The organism is Comamonas kerstersii, from assembly GCF_008801935.1.
GTDB lineage: Bacteria > Pseudomonadota > Gammaproteobacteria > Burkholderiales > Burkholderiaceae_C > Comamonas > Comamonas kerstersii.
Map to the genome: position 1 here is coordinate 1 of NZ_VZOT01000013.1, position 15,770 is coordinate 15,770.

Sequence of the window (15,770 nt, forward strand, 5' to 3'; positions counted from 1 at the left end):
AGTCAATTCCGCCTGCAAGGCTTTCTCGACCACGGCTTTGGTCAGTTGCTTGAGCAGACCGTTCTCGCCAATGAGGTCTTCGGGCTTTTTGTAATCGGCCAGCAGAGCGCTGAGCAACGCTTCAGGATGTCGTGTTTACAGATGTCATTGTGTTTACGGGTTTGCAGATCCAAGTCTGCGGGTTATGGGCCATTTACACAAAATTCTGTACACCCTCCCCATAAAAAGGCCTGATATAGGCCAAACTTGGAGAGGTCTATGCCCCGCAAACACAACGCAGCCTTCCAGATCAAGGTGACTCGCGCACGAATTCGCTGCTTACCGTCCATCGCATGCAACAGGTGCTTGCCATGTTCTGAAAAATTTTCACTCCTCTGTGTGCACCGCCACAGCTTCGAGAGCTTGCAGCATGTCAGCCGCGTTATCGGCGACTGGATCAGCTTCTATAACCATCAGCGTCCCCACTAGGCGCTGAAGATGAAAACGCCCGCTGAAACATTTGCATTAGCGGCCTGACCTGTGCTGAAACAGCAGGGTCAATACACTTTGTCAGGGGTGTCATCCTGCGTGAATAGTCGCCCGATTGGACTCCCAAGGACAAGTTCTCCCCACACTGGCTCGACACCATTTACACAAAAATAGGACATCCTCGCCAGAGGAAACATCACTGCAATGCTACAAAGCCCGGGGCTAAGTCCTAATGCCTATAGTTTTGAGTACCCGAAGCAATACGAAGAAAGCGCTTTGCATGGTGGACTCCTCAATTGCAGCATACCCCAAGAGCAAACCTCGCTCCCTAGAACAGGAACGATAGTATTTGGACAAGGGACGAGCTAGAACGCCCTGCGTCTGCAGCCGTTGCACCAGTTCAACATCATCAACGTAGCTAGGCAGCCGCAACACCAGATGCAATCCAGCCTGACTATCCGGCTCGCGCAGGAAGCCTGGACTTAGATAACGTTTGATCAATGACTGAAGCCATTCCCGGCGACGCCCATAAAGCACCCGCATGCGTCGGATGTGCTTAGCATAATGCCCATCCCTGATCAACTCTGCTAGGGCCAATTGGGTCACTACATGCCCTTGACGATAGAGCTCAGCATGCATGCGTTGCATTGGAGCTACCAACGCTTGCGGCAGTACCATGTAACCGACACGCAGTCCCGGAAACAGCGTTTTGCTGAAGGTTCCGATATAGATGACTGGCGAATTGTCCTCTAGGCCCTGCATAGCAGGAATGGGACGGCTAGAGAAACGAAACTCGCTGTCATAGTCGTCCTCAACAATCCACGCACCTTGCACGCGCGCGTAAGCCAGCAAAGCTTTTCGCCGAGCCAAACTCATCACCGTGCCCATCGGATATTGGTGCGATGGCGTCACGCAAATTAACTTTGGCACACGGCCCTGCAGGTCCAACGTTAGTCCTTCGGCATCTAGCGGGCGGCCCACCAAGTCAATTTCGGAATTCATCTGGATCACGTTGGCAATACCCCAATAACCAGGATCCTCCATCCAAACCGCATCGCCGGAGTTCACCAAGGAGCGTACAGTCAGATCGATGGCCTGATGTACGCCTTCCGTAATAAGCAATTGTTCTGGTTGACACTGGACCCCACGGGCTACCCGCAGGTAATCAGCTAGCTCTACCTTTAGAGCTTGGGCGCCACCGTTGGTCCCATAGGTCAGCATCTCCGGCTGGGCGTGCCGCCATATTCGGTTCAAGATTCGCGCATAGACCGCTCGAGGAAACTCTCCCACATCCGGCACCCCTGGCATAAAAGCACCCCACTGCAACTCTGCCGCACTGGCCTGACTCAAGATACTTTGAGCCCGATCCGACAATACGGCGCTGCCCCACCCAATATTTCCCCTCTGTGCCACAGGCACCCGGCTGCCACGCTGGGGCTTGGGCGCTTTCAGCAAAGCATCCGGATTAAGCCGTGCAACAAAAGTGCCACTGCCCACTTGGCTGGTGAGATACCCCTCCATACGCAGTTGCTCATATGCATGCATAACCGTGTTGCGCGAGATTCCAAGGCCTTGCATTAGGTCGCGAGTGGCAGGCAAACGCTCGCCCGGATGGAATGCCCCTGTGGAGATGGCTTGCCTTAGTAATTGACACAAATGTGCACCCAGCATGCGGCGGGACCCATTCTCATTTTCAGGATCTCTCCACCCATTCTGCAGCAACCAATCCACGCACACTGAACGCATCAAACACCTTTATTGCACCGCACCAATTGGCGCCTTATTTTTTCATAAAAGTGGCACCTTTTAAGGAGCTAATTTGAAATGAAATAAAGCATCTCCACTGAATTTTTTTGCCACTCGAGGATCTTATGAGCACCAATATCCAACTCAAGGAACGCCGGATTGCTGCAGCCCCCCGTGGGGTCGGTGTGATGTGTGACTTCCATGCTGCACAAGCCGACAATGCCTTGATTACCGATGTCGAAGGCAATCAGTACATCGACTTTGCCGCTGGCATTGCAGTACTGAATACTGGCCATCGCCATCCTCGCATTGTGGCCGCCGTGCAAGAGCAACTGACGCACTTCACGCACACTGCCTACCAAATAGTGCCCTACGAAAGCGCGATTGCTCTGGCCGAACGCATCAACGCGCTGGCCCCGATTGACAGCCCCGCCAAGACTGCCTTCTTCACCACTGGCGTCGAAGCCGTGGAAAACGCCGTCAAAATTGCTCGATTTGCCACTGGCCGCTCGGGCGTGATTGCCTTCCAAGGTGCATTCCATGGCCGCACACTGATGGGGCTCACCCTGACTGGCAAAGTCATGCCTTACAAGGCCGGATTCGGCAACATGGTCAACGACGTCTACCACGTTCCCTTCCCCGCTAAGGAGGTGACCGTAGAAGACAGCCTTGCCGCCATCAACATGCTGTTCAAGACAGATGTGGATCCCAAGCGCGTGGCTGCCATTATTTTGGAACCCGTCCAAGGTGAAGGTGGCTTCAACCCAGTGCCTGCCGCTCTGTTTGCAGGTCTGCGCAAGATCTGCGATGAACATGGCATTTTGCTGATCGCCGACGAAGTACAAACCGGTTTTGCCCGCACCGGCAAGCTGTTCGCCATGGAGCACCACACTGTAAAAGCGGACCTGATCACCATGGCAAAAAGCCTAGGTGGCGGTATGCCTATCTCTGGCGTAGTGGGACGTGCAGCCGTGATGGATGCGCCCAACCCCGGCGGACTGGGCGGTACGTATGCTGCTAATCCCTTGGCTGTGGCTGCCGCCCACGCAGTGCTGGATGTTATTGAAGACGAAAAGCTGTGCGCCCGGGCTCAGCAACTGGGTGAACGATTGCAAACCCGCCTGAAAAACATTCAGCAAAAGGATGCGGGAGTGTCCGACGTACGCGGCTTGGGTTCGATGGTTGCAGTGGAATTTCATGATGCAGCCACTGGCGCCCCCGACGCTGTCCGCGTCAATGCCATCGTACAAGCTGCCCTGTCCAAAGGACTGCTGCTGCTGACCTGCGGCTTGTACGGCAACGTGATTCGTTTTCTGTACCCCTTGACCATTGAAGACGCCCTGTTCGACAAGGCCTTAGACCTGATCGAAGAAGTCATCGCTGGCTAATACGCCTCTCGTTTTCTCACTTTCTTTCACCTGTGCCATGCCGGGTTCGTCACACGGCGACCCCGGCATGGTTTTTTCGAGTGTTTTATGAGCTTGAATCTGCAACGCCCTGACCTGTTTCGCCAGGCTTGCCTGTTGGCCACTGGCTGGCATGCTCCCGAAGGCACAGACACCTTACCCGTGCATAACCCAGCCACAGGCGAACTGATTGGTCACATCCCCAAGCTTGGCTACGATGCCACCGTGGCCGCCATTGCTGCAGCCGAAAAAGCCCAGCCAGCATGGGCTGCATTACCAGCCGCAGAGCGGGCACGCATCCTGCGCCGCTGGCACGGTCTGATGCTAGAGCATGCCGACGACCTGGCCCGCTTGATGACCATCGAGCAAGGCAAGCCCTTAGCCGAAGCACGCGGTGAAATCAGCTACGCGGCTTCCTTCATAGAGTGGTTTGCCGAAGAAGGCAAGCGCATCGACGGTGAAATTTTGCAGGCTCCCAAAGCGGGGCAACAGCTGCTGGTCACGCGCCAGCCCATTGGTGTGTGCGCTGCCATTACGCCGTGGAACTTCCCAGCCGCCATGATTACGCGCAAAGCTGGTCCCGCGCTGGCGGCCGGCTGCACCATGGTGCTCAAGCCTGCAGAAAACACCCCATATAGCGCGATGGCACTGGGGGTACTGGCACTGGAGGCAGGCATTCCTGCTGGTGTGCTGCAAATCATCACCGGCGACGCCCCCGCCATCGGCAAAGCCCTGACCGAGAGCCCCACCGTGCGCAAACTGAGCTTTACCGGCTCCACGCAAACTGGCCGTCTGCTGATGCGCCAAAGCAGCGATACCGTCAAAAAACTGTCGCTAGAGTTGGGGGGCAATGCGCCGCTGATCGTGTTTGAAGATGCGGACATTGACCGCGCGGTAGCTGGCATCTTGGCGTCCAAGTTCCGCAACGTGGGCCAGACCTGCGTGTGTGCTAACCGCATCTACATCCATGACAGCATTTACGACGAAGTCGCACGCCGCGTGGCCGATGCCGTATCGCAGTTCAAGGTGGGCAACGGTTTGGATGCGGGTGTTACCCACGGCCCTATGATCAACGCCGCAGCAGTGGAAAAGGTACAGCGCCACATTGCCGATGCACTAGCCCGAGGCGCCACACTGCTGACCGGCGGCAAGCCCCATGCGTTGGGGGGCAACTTCTTCGAACCCACTGTACTCGCCAACGTCACAGACAACATGCTGGTGTGCAGCGAAGAAACCTTTGGTCCGATCGCCCCGCTGTTTCGCTTCACCGATGAAACCGAAGTGGTTCAGCGCGCCAACGCCACCATCTACGGTCTGGCTGCCTACATCTTTACCGAAGACCAGCGCCGCACTTGGCGCGTGTCGCAAGCGCTGGAATACGGCATGGTAGGCGTGAACACCGGTCTGATCTCTAACGAAGCCTCTCCATTCGGTGGCGTCAAACAATCGGGATTGGGTCGCGAAGGCTCACGCCACGGCATGGACGACTATTTGGAAATGAAGTACGTTTGCTTGCAGCTTGACTAAGCAGCTCACGCTCCCACCCACCCCCAAAGGAGCCAATGAAGGCTCCTTTTCTCCATGCCTTTGTCCAGCAGCCAATCACATGCCTTGACGCTTTAAGCCAACCAAGCTGGGTTGTTGCGGATGCGCTCCACTATCGATAACAAATGATGCAGCATGCCATGCCTAGCGCGCAGCGCATCACCACTGACGATAGCTTCCACAAACCGACTGTGTTCGCGCCACGACATGCCCCAGTGCTGGGCGCTGATGAACTGCTGATCCAGTCGCTGGAACACGCTGGAATTTTTACTTAAATCCCACAGATGCATCACCGCCGATTCCAGCGCTGCATTACCGCACGACTGGGCAATGGTTAGATGCAGGAGCCGATCGTACTTAGCACAGCTACCATCACGGTTGAATTGTGGGGTATGTACCAACTCCATCGCCGCATGCAGGGTGCGCAGCATATTTCGCTGCTGGGTGGTCGCGTGTAACGCGGCCAACGCGGCGCACTCTGGCTCCAGCAGTATGCGCGTTTCCATAATCTCAAAAGCGCCCATATCCACGACTTTAAGTAGCGGAGCAGCCGGGGTGCTGGCAGCTTTGGGCATTTGCGAGCACACATAGATACCGCTACCTCCGCGAATGTCCACATAGCCATGGATCTCTAAAACAATCAGCGCTTCACGCACCGAAGAGCGGCTGATCTCAAACATTTCTGACAACTCACGCTCTGACGGCAGGCGCGTGCCGGGTCCAAAACTGCCATTTTCGATCTGGGTGCGAATTTGCTCGACCACCTCGCGGTATAAACGTCGAGGACTAGGCACAGTTTTGTGTTCGATCACACTCATCACCATTTCACAAGACATCAAGATTCACATCCAGTGCCACATTCGGCTCCGCATCGCAACCGAAGTAGCCGCACTCAAAGGCGGTCTAGACCACCTTACCGGAACCCCACCTCGCCGTCCGCGGTGTGTCCGCTTGTTAGCGGCGTGGCCACATCAAGTACACGCCGGCGGTCGCAATCAGTGCGGTGCCAATCAGCGCCAGCACATCTGGCACCAGCCCAAACCAAAAGGCGCTAATGGCAACCACCAGCAACAGCTGCAAGTAGTTCAGCGGTCCTAGCGTGCTAGCCGCCACCCGCTTGTACGCAGCCAGCATCAGCAACTGCCCTCCGCAACTGGCTAAAGCTCCCAGCAACAATATGCCCCACTCACTGGCGCTGGGCCAACGCTGCGGCAAGACCACCACAGTGGCTACAGCAGTCACCGCCAAGCACACAAAAGCCATGTGCCCATACTGGACCGGCGCGGCAATCTTGCCAGCCAACTGCCGCGTGAGCAGCTGAAATACCGCATAGCACAGGGCCGACACCGCCATCAACGCCGAACCGAACAGCGGTAAATCGCTGCCTGGTCGCACGATCAGCAACATGCCGACAAACCCCACCCACACTGCCCCCCACTGCGCACGGCTCACGGTCTCTCTCAACCAGCGACTGGATAAAGCGACCATCAATAGCGGTGCAGTGAAGTAAATGGCCGTGGCTTCTGCTAGGGGCATGGTGGCCAGTGCGCCCATGAAACAGGTTCCGACCGTCGCAATGGAGCCACTGCGCAACCAAAGCTTGGGTTGACGCACGGCAGCACGCAGTTGGGTCCCCATGTCAGGTTGAGAGCGAAATAGACGCAATAGCCACACCCCAGCCAAGCAACCCATCAGCAAGTAGCGTGACAGGTTGACCACCACGGGACTGTGGATGGCAACCATAGCTTTGGCAAACGAGTCGTAGAACGCAAATACCGACAAGGTCCCCACAAACAGGGCCACGCCCTGGGAACGCACCGACAGCAAGGCAGTGGATGACATGATGCTGGCGGTTTAAGCGGTCACAACACCGGCTTGTGCCAGCATTACATCGCATAGCACCTGGCAGCCTGCTGCTAAGTGGATGGGTTGAGCGTCTTCCACCTCGTTGTGGCTTATACCGTCTTTACAAGGCACAAAGATCATGGCCGTGGGGTACTTGCGGGCCATGTAGACTGCGTCGTGGCCAGCGCCAGTCAAGATGGGCATGTGGCTATAGCCGTGCGATGCAGCCGATGCGGCTACGGCAGTGATCAGCTGGGAAGCAAACGGTGTGGCGGGGAATTCCTGCACATCCACCACCTCTACCTTCACGCGGCCTTCGGCCTGCAGCACAGCAGCGGCAGCGCGGAACTGTGCTTCCATAGCATTGAGCTGGTCCATGTTGGGGTGGCGCAGATCCACGGTAAAGCGCACTTTGCCGGGGATCACGTTGCGTGAGTTGGGGTGCACGTGCACCTCACCCACCGTGCCACGGCCATCGGGGGCAAAGGCGTCGGCATTGGCAATGTCCACCACGGTGCGCATCAGGCCCGCGGCGGCGTACAGCGCGTCTTGGCGCATTTCCATCGGGGTGGGGCCGGCATGTGCTTCCATGCCGGTCACGGTCACGTCGTACCAGCGCAGGCCCAGCGAGCCAGTGACCACGCCAATCACGGTGTCCTTGGCTTCCAAAATGGGGCCTTGCTCGATGTGCGCTTCGATGTAGCTGGCAGGGTGCAGCTGGCCCGCGGGCAGCGTGCCGGCGTAGCCAATGGCCTGCAGCGATTCGGCCACGCTGATGCCGGCGTGGTCACGCGCTTGCAGCGCCACGTCTTTGCCAAACACGCCGCAGTGCACGCCCGAACCCATCATCACGGGCACAAAGCGCGAGCCTTCTTCGTTGGTCCAAATCGCCAGTGCCAGCGGGGCCTTGGTTTGCACGTTGTGCTGCTGCAGCGCGCGCATCACCTCCAGCCCGGCCATCACACCGTAGCAACCGTCAAACTTGCCGCCGGTGGGCTGGGTGTCGATGTGGCTGCCGGTCATCACAGGGGGCAGACTGTTGTCTTGGCCGGGGCGAATGCCAAAGATGTTACCCACTTCGTCGACCTGCACGGTCAGGCCGGCATCGCGCATCCAACCGCAGACCAGATCACGGCCCGCGCCGTCTTCGGCCGTCAGGGCCAAGCGGCAGTTGCCGCCTTTGGGGGTGGCGCCAATCTGGGCCAAATCCATCAGCGCGCCCCATAGGCGATCACCGTTGATGGGGGCTGTGGCCACAGGGGCGGTAGCGGTAGTCGACATTTGCACAATTCCTTGAAAGTGACCTGACCCTTGTGCGGGTGGTGCGCCATTGCACTCAGTGCGCATGGCGAATCCCCAAAAGCAGAGCAACAGGTCTATGTTTTATTTACGTTTGCAATAGGTTTGGCTTTCAAAGCCAAACATTTCCTAGACAGATAGCTACTTAAACCGCAGCAGTCACAGCATTCAGACCTTCCAGCAGCGCTTGCAGGCCGGGGACCAGCGCCTCGACCATGTAGCCACCTTCTTGCACCAGCACCACGGGCAGGCCCAGCTGGCGCAGGCGCTCGCCCACGTGGCGGTAGGCGTCAAAATCAAACTGCAGCACGCTGATCGGGTCATCGCGGTAGGTGTCAAAGCCAATCGACAGCACCAGCGCCTGCGCGCCGAACTGCGCAATCGCCTCCACCGCGCGATCGAGCGCCGGCAAGAACTGCTGCGTGGTACATCCGTGCGCCAGCGGCAGGTTCAGGTTGCAACCCTCACCCTCGCCCGCGCCGGTTTCGTGCGCATAGCCGGTGTAGAACGGGAAGTAGTCGGTCGTCTCCGCGTGGGTGGACACGGTCAGCACATCCCCGCGGCTGTAGAAAATGTTTTGCGTGCCATCGCCGTGGTGCGCATCCACGTCCAGCACCGCCACCTTGCTCCACTGCTGCGACAGCATCTGCGCGGCCAGCGCCGCATTGTTGATGTAGCAAAAGCCGCTGGCACGGTTGTAGTGCGCGTGGTGGCCCGAGGGGCGGGACAGCGCATAGGCCAGTGGCGCACCGTCGATCACGGCCTGCGCGGCTGAGGCAGCGGTGTGGGCCGAGCGCAAGATGGACTGCCAGCTGCCCGCACCCAAGGGGCACGACAGGTCGCCCAGGTAGTAACCGGTTTGTGCCACCAGCGAGGGCGACGGGCACTCGGGCCGCTGCACGCCGGGCGTGCCGCTATAGAACGGCGACAGGTTGGGCAGCACTTCGACACCGGGGTTCTTGCCGGCGGTGCGCAGCGCTTCCCAGCGCTCGTAGGCAGTGGCCAGATACTGGATGTAGGCGGGGCTGTGCACCAAGTGCAAGTGCTCCACGCCCCAGTCTTTGGGTACGCTCACTTGGGCGCCGTTGCGCTCCAAGCAGCCAATCAGCGCCTGCGCACGCGCGGGCACATCGGTGGGTTTGGCCAAGCGGCCCAAGCGCATGAACTGCTGCGGGTTGTGCGCAAACTGCGTGCTGTCAAAAAATGCTTGCATAGCCATGCTTTCCAAAAATCTCAATAACCGCAGCTGAGGTCGACGGCGTTGTCCGGCGTGGCGCCGGCCAGCACTTGCGTCCAGTGGTGCGCGCTTTGCGCGGCAATCACGGTGGCGGCGGTGCGGGTGGCAATGTGTGGCGTGACACGCACCTTGGGGTGGTGCCACAGCGGGTCAGTCGGTGGCAGTGGCTCGGTGACAAACGCATCCAGCGTGGCACGGCCCAGATGGCCGGCATCCAGTGCGGCGAACAGGTCGGTCTCGACCAAGTGCGCACCCCGGCCCACGTTGACGATGTGCGCCCCCGGTGCCAGCTGCGCAAACAGGTCACGGTTCATCACACCGCGTGTGCTGTCGGTCAGTGGCAGCAGGCACACCAAGGCGTGCAGGCCATCCAAGAACGCGGCGCGCTCACCGTCGCCAGCAAAGTGCTGCACTCCGTCGATGGGGGTGGTGGCCGGGCTGCGGCTCCAGCCGCGCACGTCGTAGCCAATGGTGGCCAGCACGCGGGCGCAGTGCGCGCCCAGCGTGCCCATGCCGGCAATGCCCACGCGGTACTGCGTGGCGGGCACCACCACGGGCTTGCTCCACACCGCCTTGGCTTGCTCTTGCAAATAGCCATCCATCTGGCGGTGCTCGCTGGTCACCGCCCACGTGACGTAGGCGGCCATGGCGCTGGCCATGTGGGGGTCGCGAATGCGCGCCATCGGCACGTGCTGGGGCAGCGTGGTGTCTTCCAAAATATGGTCCACCCCCGCCGCCAGCGACTGGATCAGCCGCACGTTGGGCATCTGCGGCCACATGCCTTGGTAGGGCTCCCAGCATACGGCCAGATCCACCTGTGCGCCGTCGCCCAGTGCGGCCGGGCCACCGTCCACATCCACCAACCGCAACTCCACCGGCAGGCCCTGCGCTGCAAAGGCGCTGTGCATGGCCTCCACCAGGTACTGCATGTTCAGCGTGCGGCTGATGAGCGCCACCACGGTCTGTCCGGCGGCGTTCATGCAGACACCTCCGCCACATCGTCCAACACAGGCTGCGCCGCCAATTTGGGGATGGCGTCGATCAGCTTGCGGGTGTAGGCGTGCTTGGGGTTGTGCAGCACTTCGCGGCTGGTGCCGTACTCCACAATCTGGCCGCGCTGCATCACCGCAATGTGGTCGCACAGCTCACCGGCCACACGCAGGTCGTGGGTGATGAAGACCATCGACAGGCCAAACTCTTCGCGCACCTGCGCAAACAGCTTGAGCACCTGCTCTTGCACCGACACGTCGAGCGCCGAGACGGGCTCGTCGGCCACCAGCAACTCGGGGTCCAAGGCCAAGGCACGGGCGATACCAATGCGCTGGCGCTGACCGCCCGAGAACTCGTGCGGGAAGCGGTCGTAGGCCTCTTCTTTCAAGCCCACCAGCTTGAGCAGCTCCAGCGCGCGGGCCTTGGCCTTTTCAGGGGCCACACCTTGGGCAATCGGTCCGGATGCAATGGCCGCGCCAATACGGTGGCGGGGGTTGAGCGAGGCATAGGGGTCTTGGAAGACCATCTGGATACGGCTCTTGGCTACCGACTGGAAATTGGAGCCGGGGTACAAGCTCTTGCCGTTGAACAAGATGCGACCGCCATCAAAGCTTTGCAGGCCGACCAAGCACTTGCCGACGGTGGACTTGCCGGAGCCCGACTCGCCCACGATGCCCAGCGTTTCACCGCGGCGCAGGTTGAAGTTGATCTGGTTGGCCGCATGCACGCGGCGCCCCTTGGTGAACAGGCCTCCGCCAGTGTTGTAGACCTTATTGAGGTCTTGCACTTGCAGCACAAAGTGACCGTCACGCTCGCCCTGCACATCACGCACCACGCCCTTGGGAACGGCAGAAAGCAGCTTCTTGGTATAGGCATGCTGGGGGCGCACCAACACTTGGTTGGCCGACCCTTCTTCCACGCACTGGCCCATTTGCATCACGACCACGTGGTCCGCAATTTCGGACACCACGCCAAAGTCGTGCGTGATGAACAACACGGCCGTGCCCTTGCGCTGCTGCAGCTCTCGAATCAGCTGCAGGATCTGCGCCTGCGTGGTCACGTCCAGCGCCGTGGTGGGTTCGTCAGCGATCAGCAGTTGCGGCTCCAGTAGCAGCGCGCAAGCAATCATCACACGCTGGCGCTGCCCTCCCGACAGGCGGAAGGGGTAGCTGTTGATGATCAGCTCCGGCTCCGGCAGGCCCACATCGGTCAACGCGGCAATGATGCGCTTGCGCTTTTCAGCGCTACTGAGCGACAAGTGGGCATCAAACACTTCGGCCAACTGGTCACCAATGCGCATGACCGGGTTCAGCGCTGTCATGGGCTCTTGGAAGATCATGCCAATGCGCTGACCGCGCAGGCTGCGCATTTGCTCTTCGGTCAATTTCAATAGGTCTTGACCGCCAAACTGAATTTGGCCAGCCACAGGCTCCACATGAGGACGTGGCAGCAGGCCCATAACCGCGTTGGCTATCATGGATTTTCCCGAGCCCGACTCACCGACCACGCACACGGTCTGGCCGGGTATCAGGTCAAACGACACGTTCGAGACGGCCAGTTGGCGGTCACCTCCTGCGGGCAGGCGCACGCTCAGGCCTTGGACTTGCAGCACCGGGGTGATGCCGGCAGCGGGGGACGTGGAAAGGGTTGTCATGTTCAAGTCCTCCAATGCTTAGCGTTTGCCATCGGCGCGGGCGTTCAGGCCGTCGTTCAGACCTTCACCGACCAAGTTCAGGGCCAGCACGGTCAGCACGATCGACAGACCTGGGAACACAGCCATCCACCAGGCTTGCCGCATCACGGTACGTGCCGAGCCGACCATGTAGCCCCAGCTCATTTGGTTGGGATCACCCAGCCCCAAGAAGCTCAGGCTGGACTCCAACAGGATGGCGCTGGCGACCATCAGCGAGGCCATCACCACGATGGGCGAGACGGCGTTGGGCAAGATTTGCGTGAGGATCACGCGGGGGGTGGACTGGCCTGCCAACAGCGCGGCCGACACAAAGTCACGCTGGCGCAGCGACAGAAATTCACCCCTCACCAAGCGCGCCACGGGGGGCCAAGAAACGACCGCAATGGCCGTCACCATGGAGCCAACCGAGGGCTCAAAAATCGCGACCAGCACAATGGCCAGTGCAAAACTGGGCACAGACTGAAACAGCTCGGTAAAGCGCATCAGCACAGCATCGACCCAGCCACCAAAGTAGCCAGCAATCGCACCCAAGCTGACGCCAATCAGCAGGGACACCACTGTGGACACAAAGCCAATCAGCAGTGACACACGGGCTCCGTACACCAAGCCGACCCAAATGTCACGCCCCATGGTGTCGGTACCCAGCCAACGGCCATCGGGACTCAAAGGCTCCAAGAACGGTGCATCGACCATGTCCCAAGGACCGTATTCCAAGAACATGGGGCCAAACAGCGCAATCACTGCCACCCATACCAACACCGCCAAACCAAGGACGGCACCTTTGTTGCGACAAAAGCGCCGCCAAAATGCGTTTTTCATCATGTACTTTCTGCGGTTCTGGGACTTAGTTCATCTCGATGCGAGGATCGACCAGCGTGTAAATGAAGTCGGTGATCAGGTTGAACAGCACTGCCATCGCGGAGGTCACCAAGAAGCAACCCATCAGCAGGTTGTAGTCACGCTGCATCAGCGCGTCGAACATCAGGCGGCCAATGCCGGGCCAGCTGAACACGGTCTCGGTCAGCACGGCCCCACCAATCATTCCGCCCGCTTGGATACCTGCCAGCGTCACCACCGGCAACAAGGCGTTGCGCAGAATGTGGTTGCGGTGAATGCGGCGGGGATGCACGCCCTTGGCACGGGCAGTCTTCACAAAGTCCATCTGCGCAACTTCCAGCATGGAAGAGCGCGTCATGCGGGCATAGACGGCCATGTAAAACAACGCCAGCGTCAACGATGGCATCAGCAGGTGCAAGAAGATGTCCCATGCCAGCGCCAAGCCGCTCAGGTCAGCACCCACGGTGAAGTAGCCAAAGCCAGGCAACCAGCCCAAATGCACGGTAAACAGCAGCACAGCCATCATGGCCAGCCAGTACAACGGCGTGGCGTAGAACACCAGTGCCACGGTGGTGATGGCACTGTCCACCCAGGTGCCAACTTTGCGACTGGACCATGCGCCCAACGCCACGCCCAAAATCAGCGAAATAACGAATGCGCTGCCAGTCAGCAACAAGGTGGCGGGCAGGCGGTCCACAATCAAATCCAGCACGGGCTGCTGCTGGCGGTAAGAAAAGCCCAGATCCAGCTGCACCACATTGCTCAGGTAGTGCCACAACTGGGTGGCCAGCGGCTGGTCCAACCCAAACTGCGCACGCAGCTGGGCCACGAATTGTTCGTCCGATGCACCGGCTTCGCCTGCCAACACCGCCACGGGGTCACCAGGGGCTGCACGGATGAGCAAAAAGTTCACCACGGCAATGGCCAAGATGGCCACGCAGCCTTGGAACAGGCGTTTGAGCATTAATTGCAATCGGTTCATACGGTTCTCCCTCTTGAGCGCGCTGGCCGCAGCCAGCGCCTGCGGGGCAAGTCCGGCCCCGCGCGGTGCTGGCAGGCGCTGTGTGCGCCAGCCAGCCCTTTTGCGTTACTTCAACTTGGCGTAGCCCATGCCATCGTTCAAACCGATGCCCGAAGAGATCAGGTTGTCGATCTTGGTGCGATAGATGGTGGGCATTTGCAGCTCGTGCAGCCAAGCGATCGGCACTTCATCGACCAACAACTTTTGCACTTCCGCGTAGATGGCTGCGCGCTTGGTGGCATCGGTTTCCTTCATGCCGCGGTCGAACAGATCGTCCACCTTGGGGTTGCTGTAGCCTTCCACGTTGTTCCATGGTGAGCCCTTGGCGATTTGGCTGGAGATGTAGTTGCGCGCCACGCCCAGTGCAGGGTCGCCGTACTGGAAGACGTAGGTGGTGGACATATCGAAGTCCCACTCGTTCAAACGCGAGTTCCAGCCCGCCACGTCGGTGGACACCATTTCCACCTTGATGCCGGCTTGCTGCAGGTTCTGGCGGATCATTTCGGCCACGCGCATCCAGGTTTCGCCATAAGGCATGGGCAGCAGACGCAGGGGTTCGCCCTTGTAGGCGGTTTCCTTGATCAGGGCCTTGGCCTTGTTCAGATCGCGCTTGTAGTGCGTGACCTTGTCGGTGTAGAACTTGACCGAGCTATTCACCGGACCGGATGCCACCTTGGCAAAACCGAAGAAGGCCACCTTGGCAATGGCTTCGCGGTCGATCGCGTACATGATGGCCTGGCGGAACTTCACATCGTCAAATGGCTTGCGGCGGTTGTTGAGCCACAGCCACGAGTGGGGCGCAAAGAATTCCCAGCCCTTAGTGGTGACCGCAGCACCGGACAGCGAAGCCAGGCGCTTGACGTCAAAGAACTCCACCGAACCACCGGGCAGGATGTCGACCTTGCCCGATTCAAACGCTGCTGCGCGCGAGGCCGCGTCGGGGATGACGTGGTAGTACACATCCTTGACACCGGGCACGCCTTGGACGTGGTAGTCCTCGTTGGCTGTCAACTGGATGTAGGAACCCTTGACCCATTCCTTGAACTTGAACGGACCAGTACCAATGGGCTTGTTGTTGGCCGGATGGCTCAGGAAGTCCGCAGCACCTTCGTAGATGTGCTTGGCCACCATGGGCATGGAGCCAGTTTCAAAGAAGCTCAGGAACGCGCCCACTGGGTGCTTGAGCTTGAAGACGACGGTGTGGGCATCGGGGGCGGAGATGGACTCAACCGCTGCCAAGTTGCCACGGGCACGTGCCATGGTCTTGCGCACAAACACGTCCACAGAGAACACCACGTCGGCCGAGGTGAAAGGCTTGCCGTCATGCCACTTCACGCCCTTCTTGAGCTTGAAGGTGTAGGTCAAACCATCGTCGCTCATTTGCCACGATTCGGCCAAGGCAGGCACGGGCTCGAGCTTTTCGGTCAGGCGCACCAGACCTTCAAAGATGTTGCCCGCCACCAGCTGTGTGGGGCCGTTGGAATAAATCGCAGACATCAGTCCTGGCGGCTCAGGCTGCACGATGGCATTGATCACGCCATTGGGCTTGGCTTGGGCCAGCACATGCAGGGGCACCCCTGCGATGCTCAGCCCCATGCTGGCGGCGGCGAGCTGCATCATTTGACGACGTTTCATGGGTCTCACTCCTTGGGTAAAAAAGGGCAAACACATCCCCTGCCAGCA

The 15,770-nt window shown here is 59.5% G+C and carries 13 protein-coding genes; 3 read left to right on the forward strand and 10 right to left on the reverse strand.

The genetic code is table 11. The features are described from left to right. Positions 1 to 258: 258 nt before the first annotated feature. Complete coding sequence (locus tag F7P80_RS17215) at positions 259 to 468, forward strand: integrase core domain-containing protein (RefSeq protein WP_249041483.1); 210 nt, start codon at positions 259 to 261, stop codon at positions 466 to 468. A 222-nt stretch (positions 469 to 690) separates the two neighbouring features. Here the strand turns inward: F7P80_RS17215 and pdxR are convergent, their stop codons facing one another. After that, positions 691 to 2,214: a MocR-like pyridoxine biosynthesis transcription factor PdxR gene (gene pdxR / locus F7P80_RS13895; RefSeq protein WP_151045577.1), complete on the reverse strand. Its 1,524-nt coding sequence runs from the start codon at positions 2,212 to 2,214 to the stop codon at positions 691 to 693. Between the two features lie 125 nt (positions 2,215 to 2,339). Here pdxR and gabT point away from each other — a divergent pair, with 125 nt between their 5' ends. Further along, positions 2,340 to 3,602: a 4-aminobutyrate--2-oxoglutarate transaminase gene (gabT, locus tag F7P80_RS13900; RefSeq protein ID WP_151045579.1), complete on the forward strand. Its 1,263-nt coding sequence runs from the start codon at positions 2,340 to 2,342 to the stop codon at positions 3,600 to 3,602. Between the two features lie 87 nt (positions 3,603 to 3,689). Continuing rightward, on the forward strand, positions 3,690 to 5,147 hold the full coding sequence (locus F7P80_RS13905) for an NAD-dependent succinate-semialdehyde dehydrogenase (protein ID WP_151045581.1): 1,458 nt from the start codon (positions 3,690 to 3,692) through the stop codon (positions 5,145 to 5,147). A 92-nt stretch (positions 5,148 to 5,239) separates the two neighbouring features. Here the strand turns inward: F7P80_RS13905 and F7P80_RS13910 are convergent, their stop codons facing one another. The 9 genes from F7P80_RS13910 to F7P80_RS13950 all read right to left on the reverse strand — a co-directional run bounded on the left by F7P80_RS13910 (position 5,240) and on the right by F7P80_RS13950 (position 15,722). Continuing rightward, on the reverse strand, positions 5,240 to 5,983 hold the full coding sequence (locus tag F7P80_RS13910) for a FadR/GntR family transcriptional regulator (protein WP_170265392.1): 744 nt from the start codon (positions 5,981 to 5,983) through the stop codon (positions 5,240 to 5,242). Positions 5,984 to 6,119: 136 nt separating this feature from the next. Then, a complete protein-coding gene (locus tag F7P80_RS13915) occupies positions 6,120 to 6,983 on the reverse strand; it encodes a DMT family transporter (RefSeq protein ID WP_249041491.1) in 864 nt (287 codons plus the stop codon). Between the two features lie 36 nt (positions 6,984 to 7,019). Further along, on the reverse strand, positions 7,020 to 8,291 hold the full coding sequence (locus F7P80_RS13920; RefSeq protein WP_151045587.1) for a Zn-dependent hydrolase: 1,272 nt from the start codon (positions 8,289 to 8,291) through the stop codon (positions 7,020 to 7,022). A gap of 163 nt (positions 8,292 to 8,454) precedes the next feature. Further along, positions 8,455 to 9,522 carry a histone deacetylase family protein gene (locus tag F7P80_RS13925; RefSeq protein ID WP_151045589.1) on the reverse strand — a complete coding sequence of 356 codons (1,068 nt, stop codon included), beginning with the start codon at positions 9,520 to 9,522 and terminating at the stop codon, positions 8,455 to 8,457. A 20-nt stretch (positions 9,523 to 9,542) separates the two neighbouring features. Continuing rightward, the gene (locus tag F7P80_RS13930) at positions 9,543 to 10,526 is read right to left on the reverse strand and encodes a 2-hydroxyacid dehydrogenase (RefSeq protein ID WP_151045591.1); all 984 of its coding nucleotides are present in this window, start codon (positions 10,524 to 10,526) and stop codon (positions 9,543 to 9,545) included. Beyond that, positions 10,523 to 12,190: an ABC transporter ATP-binding protein gene (locus tag F7P80_RS13935; protein WP_151045593.1), complete on the reverse strand. Its 1,668-nt coding sequence runs from the start codon at positions 12,188 to 12,190 to the stop codon at positions 10,523 to 10,525. Before F7P80_RS13935 ends, F7P80_RS13930 begins: the two co-directional genes overlap by 4 nt. An 18-nt stretch (positions 12,191 to 12,208) precedes the next feature. Further along, entirely contained in the window at positions 12,209 to 13,051 is an 843-nt protein-coding gene (locus tag F7P80_RS13940) for an ABC transporter permease (protein ID WP_249041484.1), read from the reverse strand. A gap of 22 nt (positions 13,052 to 13,073) precedes the next feature. Beyond that, positions 13,074 to 14,048 carry an ABC transporter permease gene (locus F7P80_RS13945; protein WP_151045596.1) on the reverse strand — a complete coding sequence of 325 codons (975 nt, stop codon included), beginning with the start codon at positions 14,046 to 14,048 and terminating at the stop codon, positions 13,074 to 13,076. Between the two features lie 105 nt (positions 14,049 to 14,153). Further along, entirely contained in the window at positions 14,154 to 15,722 is a 1,569-nt protein-coding gene (locus F7P80_RS13950; RefSeq protein WP_151045598.1) for an ABC transporter substrate-binding protein, read from the reverse strand. Between the last annotated feature and the right edge of the window lie 48 nt (positions 15,723 to 15,770).

Excerpts from the sequence above, each read along its gene's own strand:
- F7P80_RS17215 (WP_249041483.1), top strand. The coding sequence starts at position 259 with ATGCCCCGCAAACACAACGCAGCCTTCCAGATCAAGGTGACTCGCGCA.
- pdxR (WP_151045577.1), bottom strand. The coding sequence starts at position 2,214 with ATGCGTTCAGTGTGCGTGGATTGGTTGCTGCAGAATGGGTGGAGAGAT.
- gabT (WP_151045579.1), top strand. The coding sequence starts at position 2,340 with ATGAGCACCAATATCCAACTCAAGGAACGCCGGATTGCTGCAGCCCCC.
- F7P80_RS13905 (WP_151045581.1), top strand. The coding sequence starts at position 3,690 with ATGAGCTTGAATCTGCAACGCCCTGACCTGTTTCGCCAGGCTTGCCTG.
- F7P80_RS13910 (WP_170265392.1), bottom strand. The coding sequence starts at position 5,983 with ATGAGTGTGATCGAACACAAAACTGTGCCTAGTCCTCGACGTTTATAC.
- F7P80_RS13920 (WP_151045587.1), bottom strand. The coding sequence starts at position 8,291 with ATGTCGACTACCGCTACCGCCCCTGTGGCCACAGCCCCCATCAACGGT.
- F7P80_RS13925 (WP_151045589.1), bottom strand. The coding sequence starts at position 9,522 with ATGCAAGCATTTTTTGACAGCACGCAGTTTGCGCACAACCCGCAGCAG.
- F7P80_RS13930 (WP_151045591.1), bottom strand. The coding sequence starts at position 10,526 with ATGAACGCCGCCGGACAGACCGTGGTGGCGCTCATCAGCCGCACGCTG.
- F7P80_RS13935 (WP_151045593.1), bottom strand. The coding sequence starts at position 12,190 with ATGACAACCCTTTCCACGTCCCCCGCTGCCGGCATCACCCCGGTGCTG.
- F7P80_RS13940 (WP_249041484.1), bottom strand. The coding sequence starts at position 13,051 with ATGATGAAAAACGCATTTTGGCGGCGCTTTTGTCGCAACAAAGGTGCC.
- F7P80_RS13945 (WP_151045596.1), bottom strand. The coding sequence starts at position 14,048 with ATGAACCGATTGCAATTAATGCTCAAACGCCTGTTCCAAGGCTGCGTG.
- F7P80_RS13950 (WP_151045598.1), bottom strand. The coding sequence starts at position 15,722 with ATGAAACGTCGTCAAATGATGCAGCTCGCCGCCGCCAGCATGGGGCTG.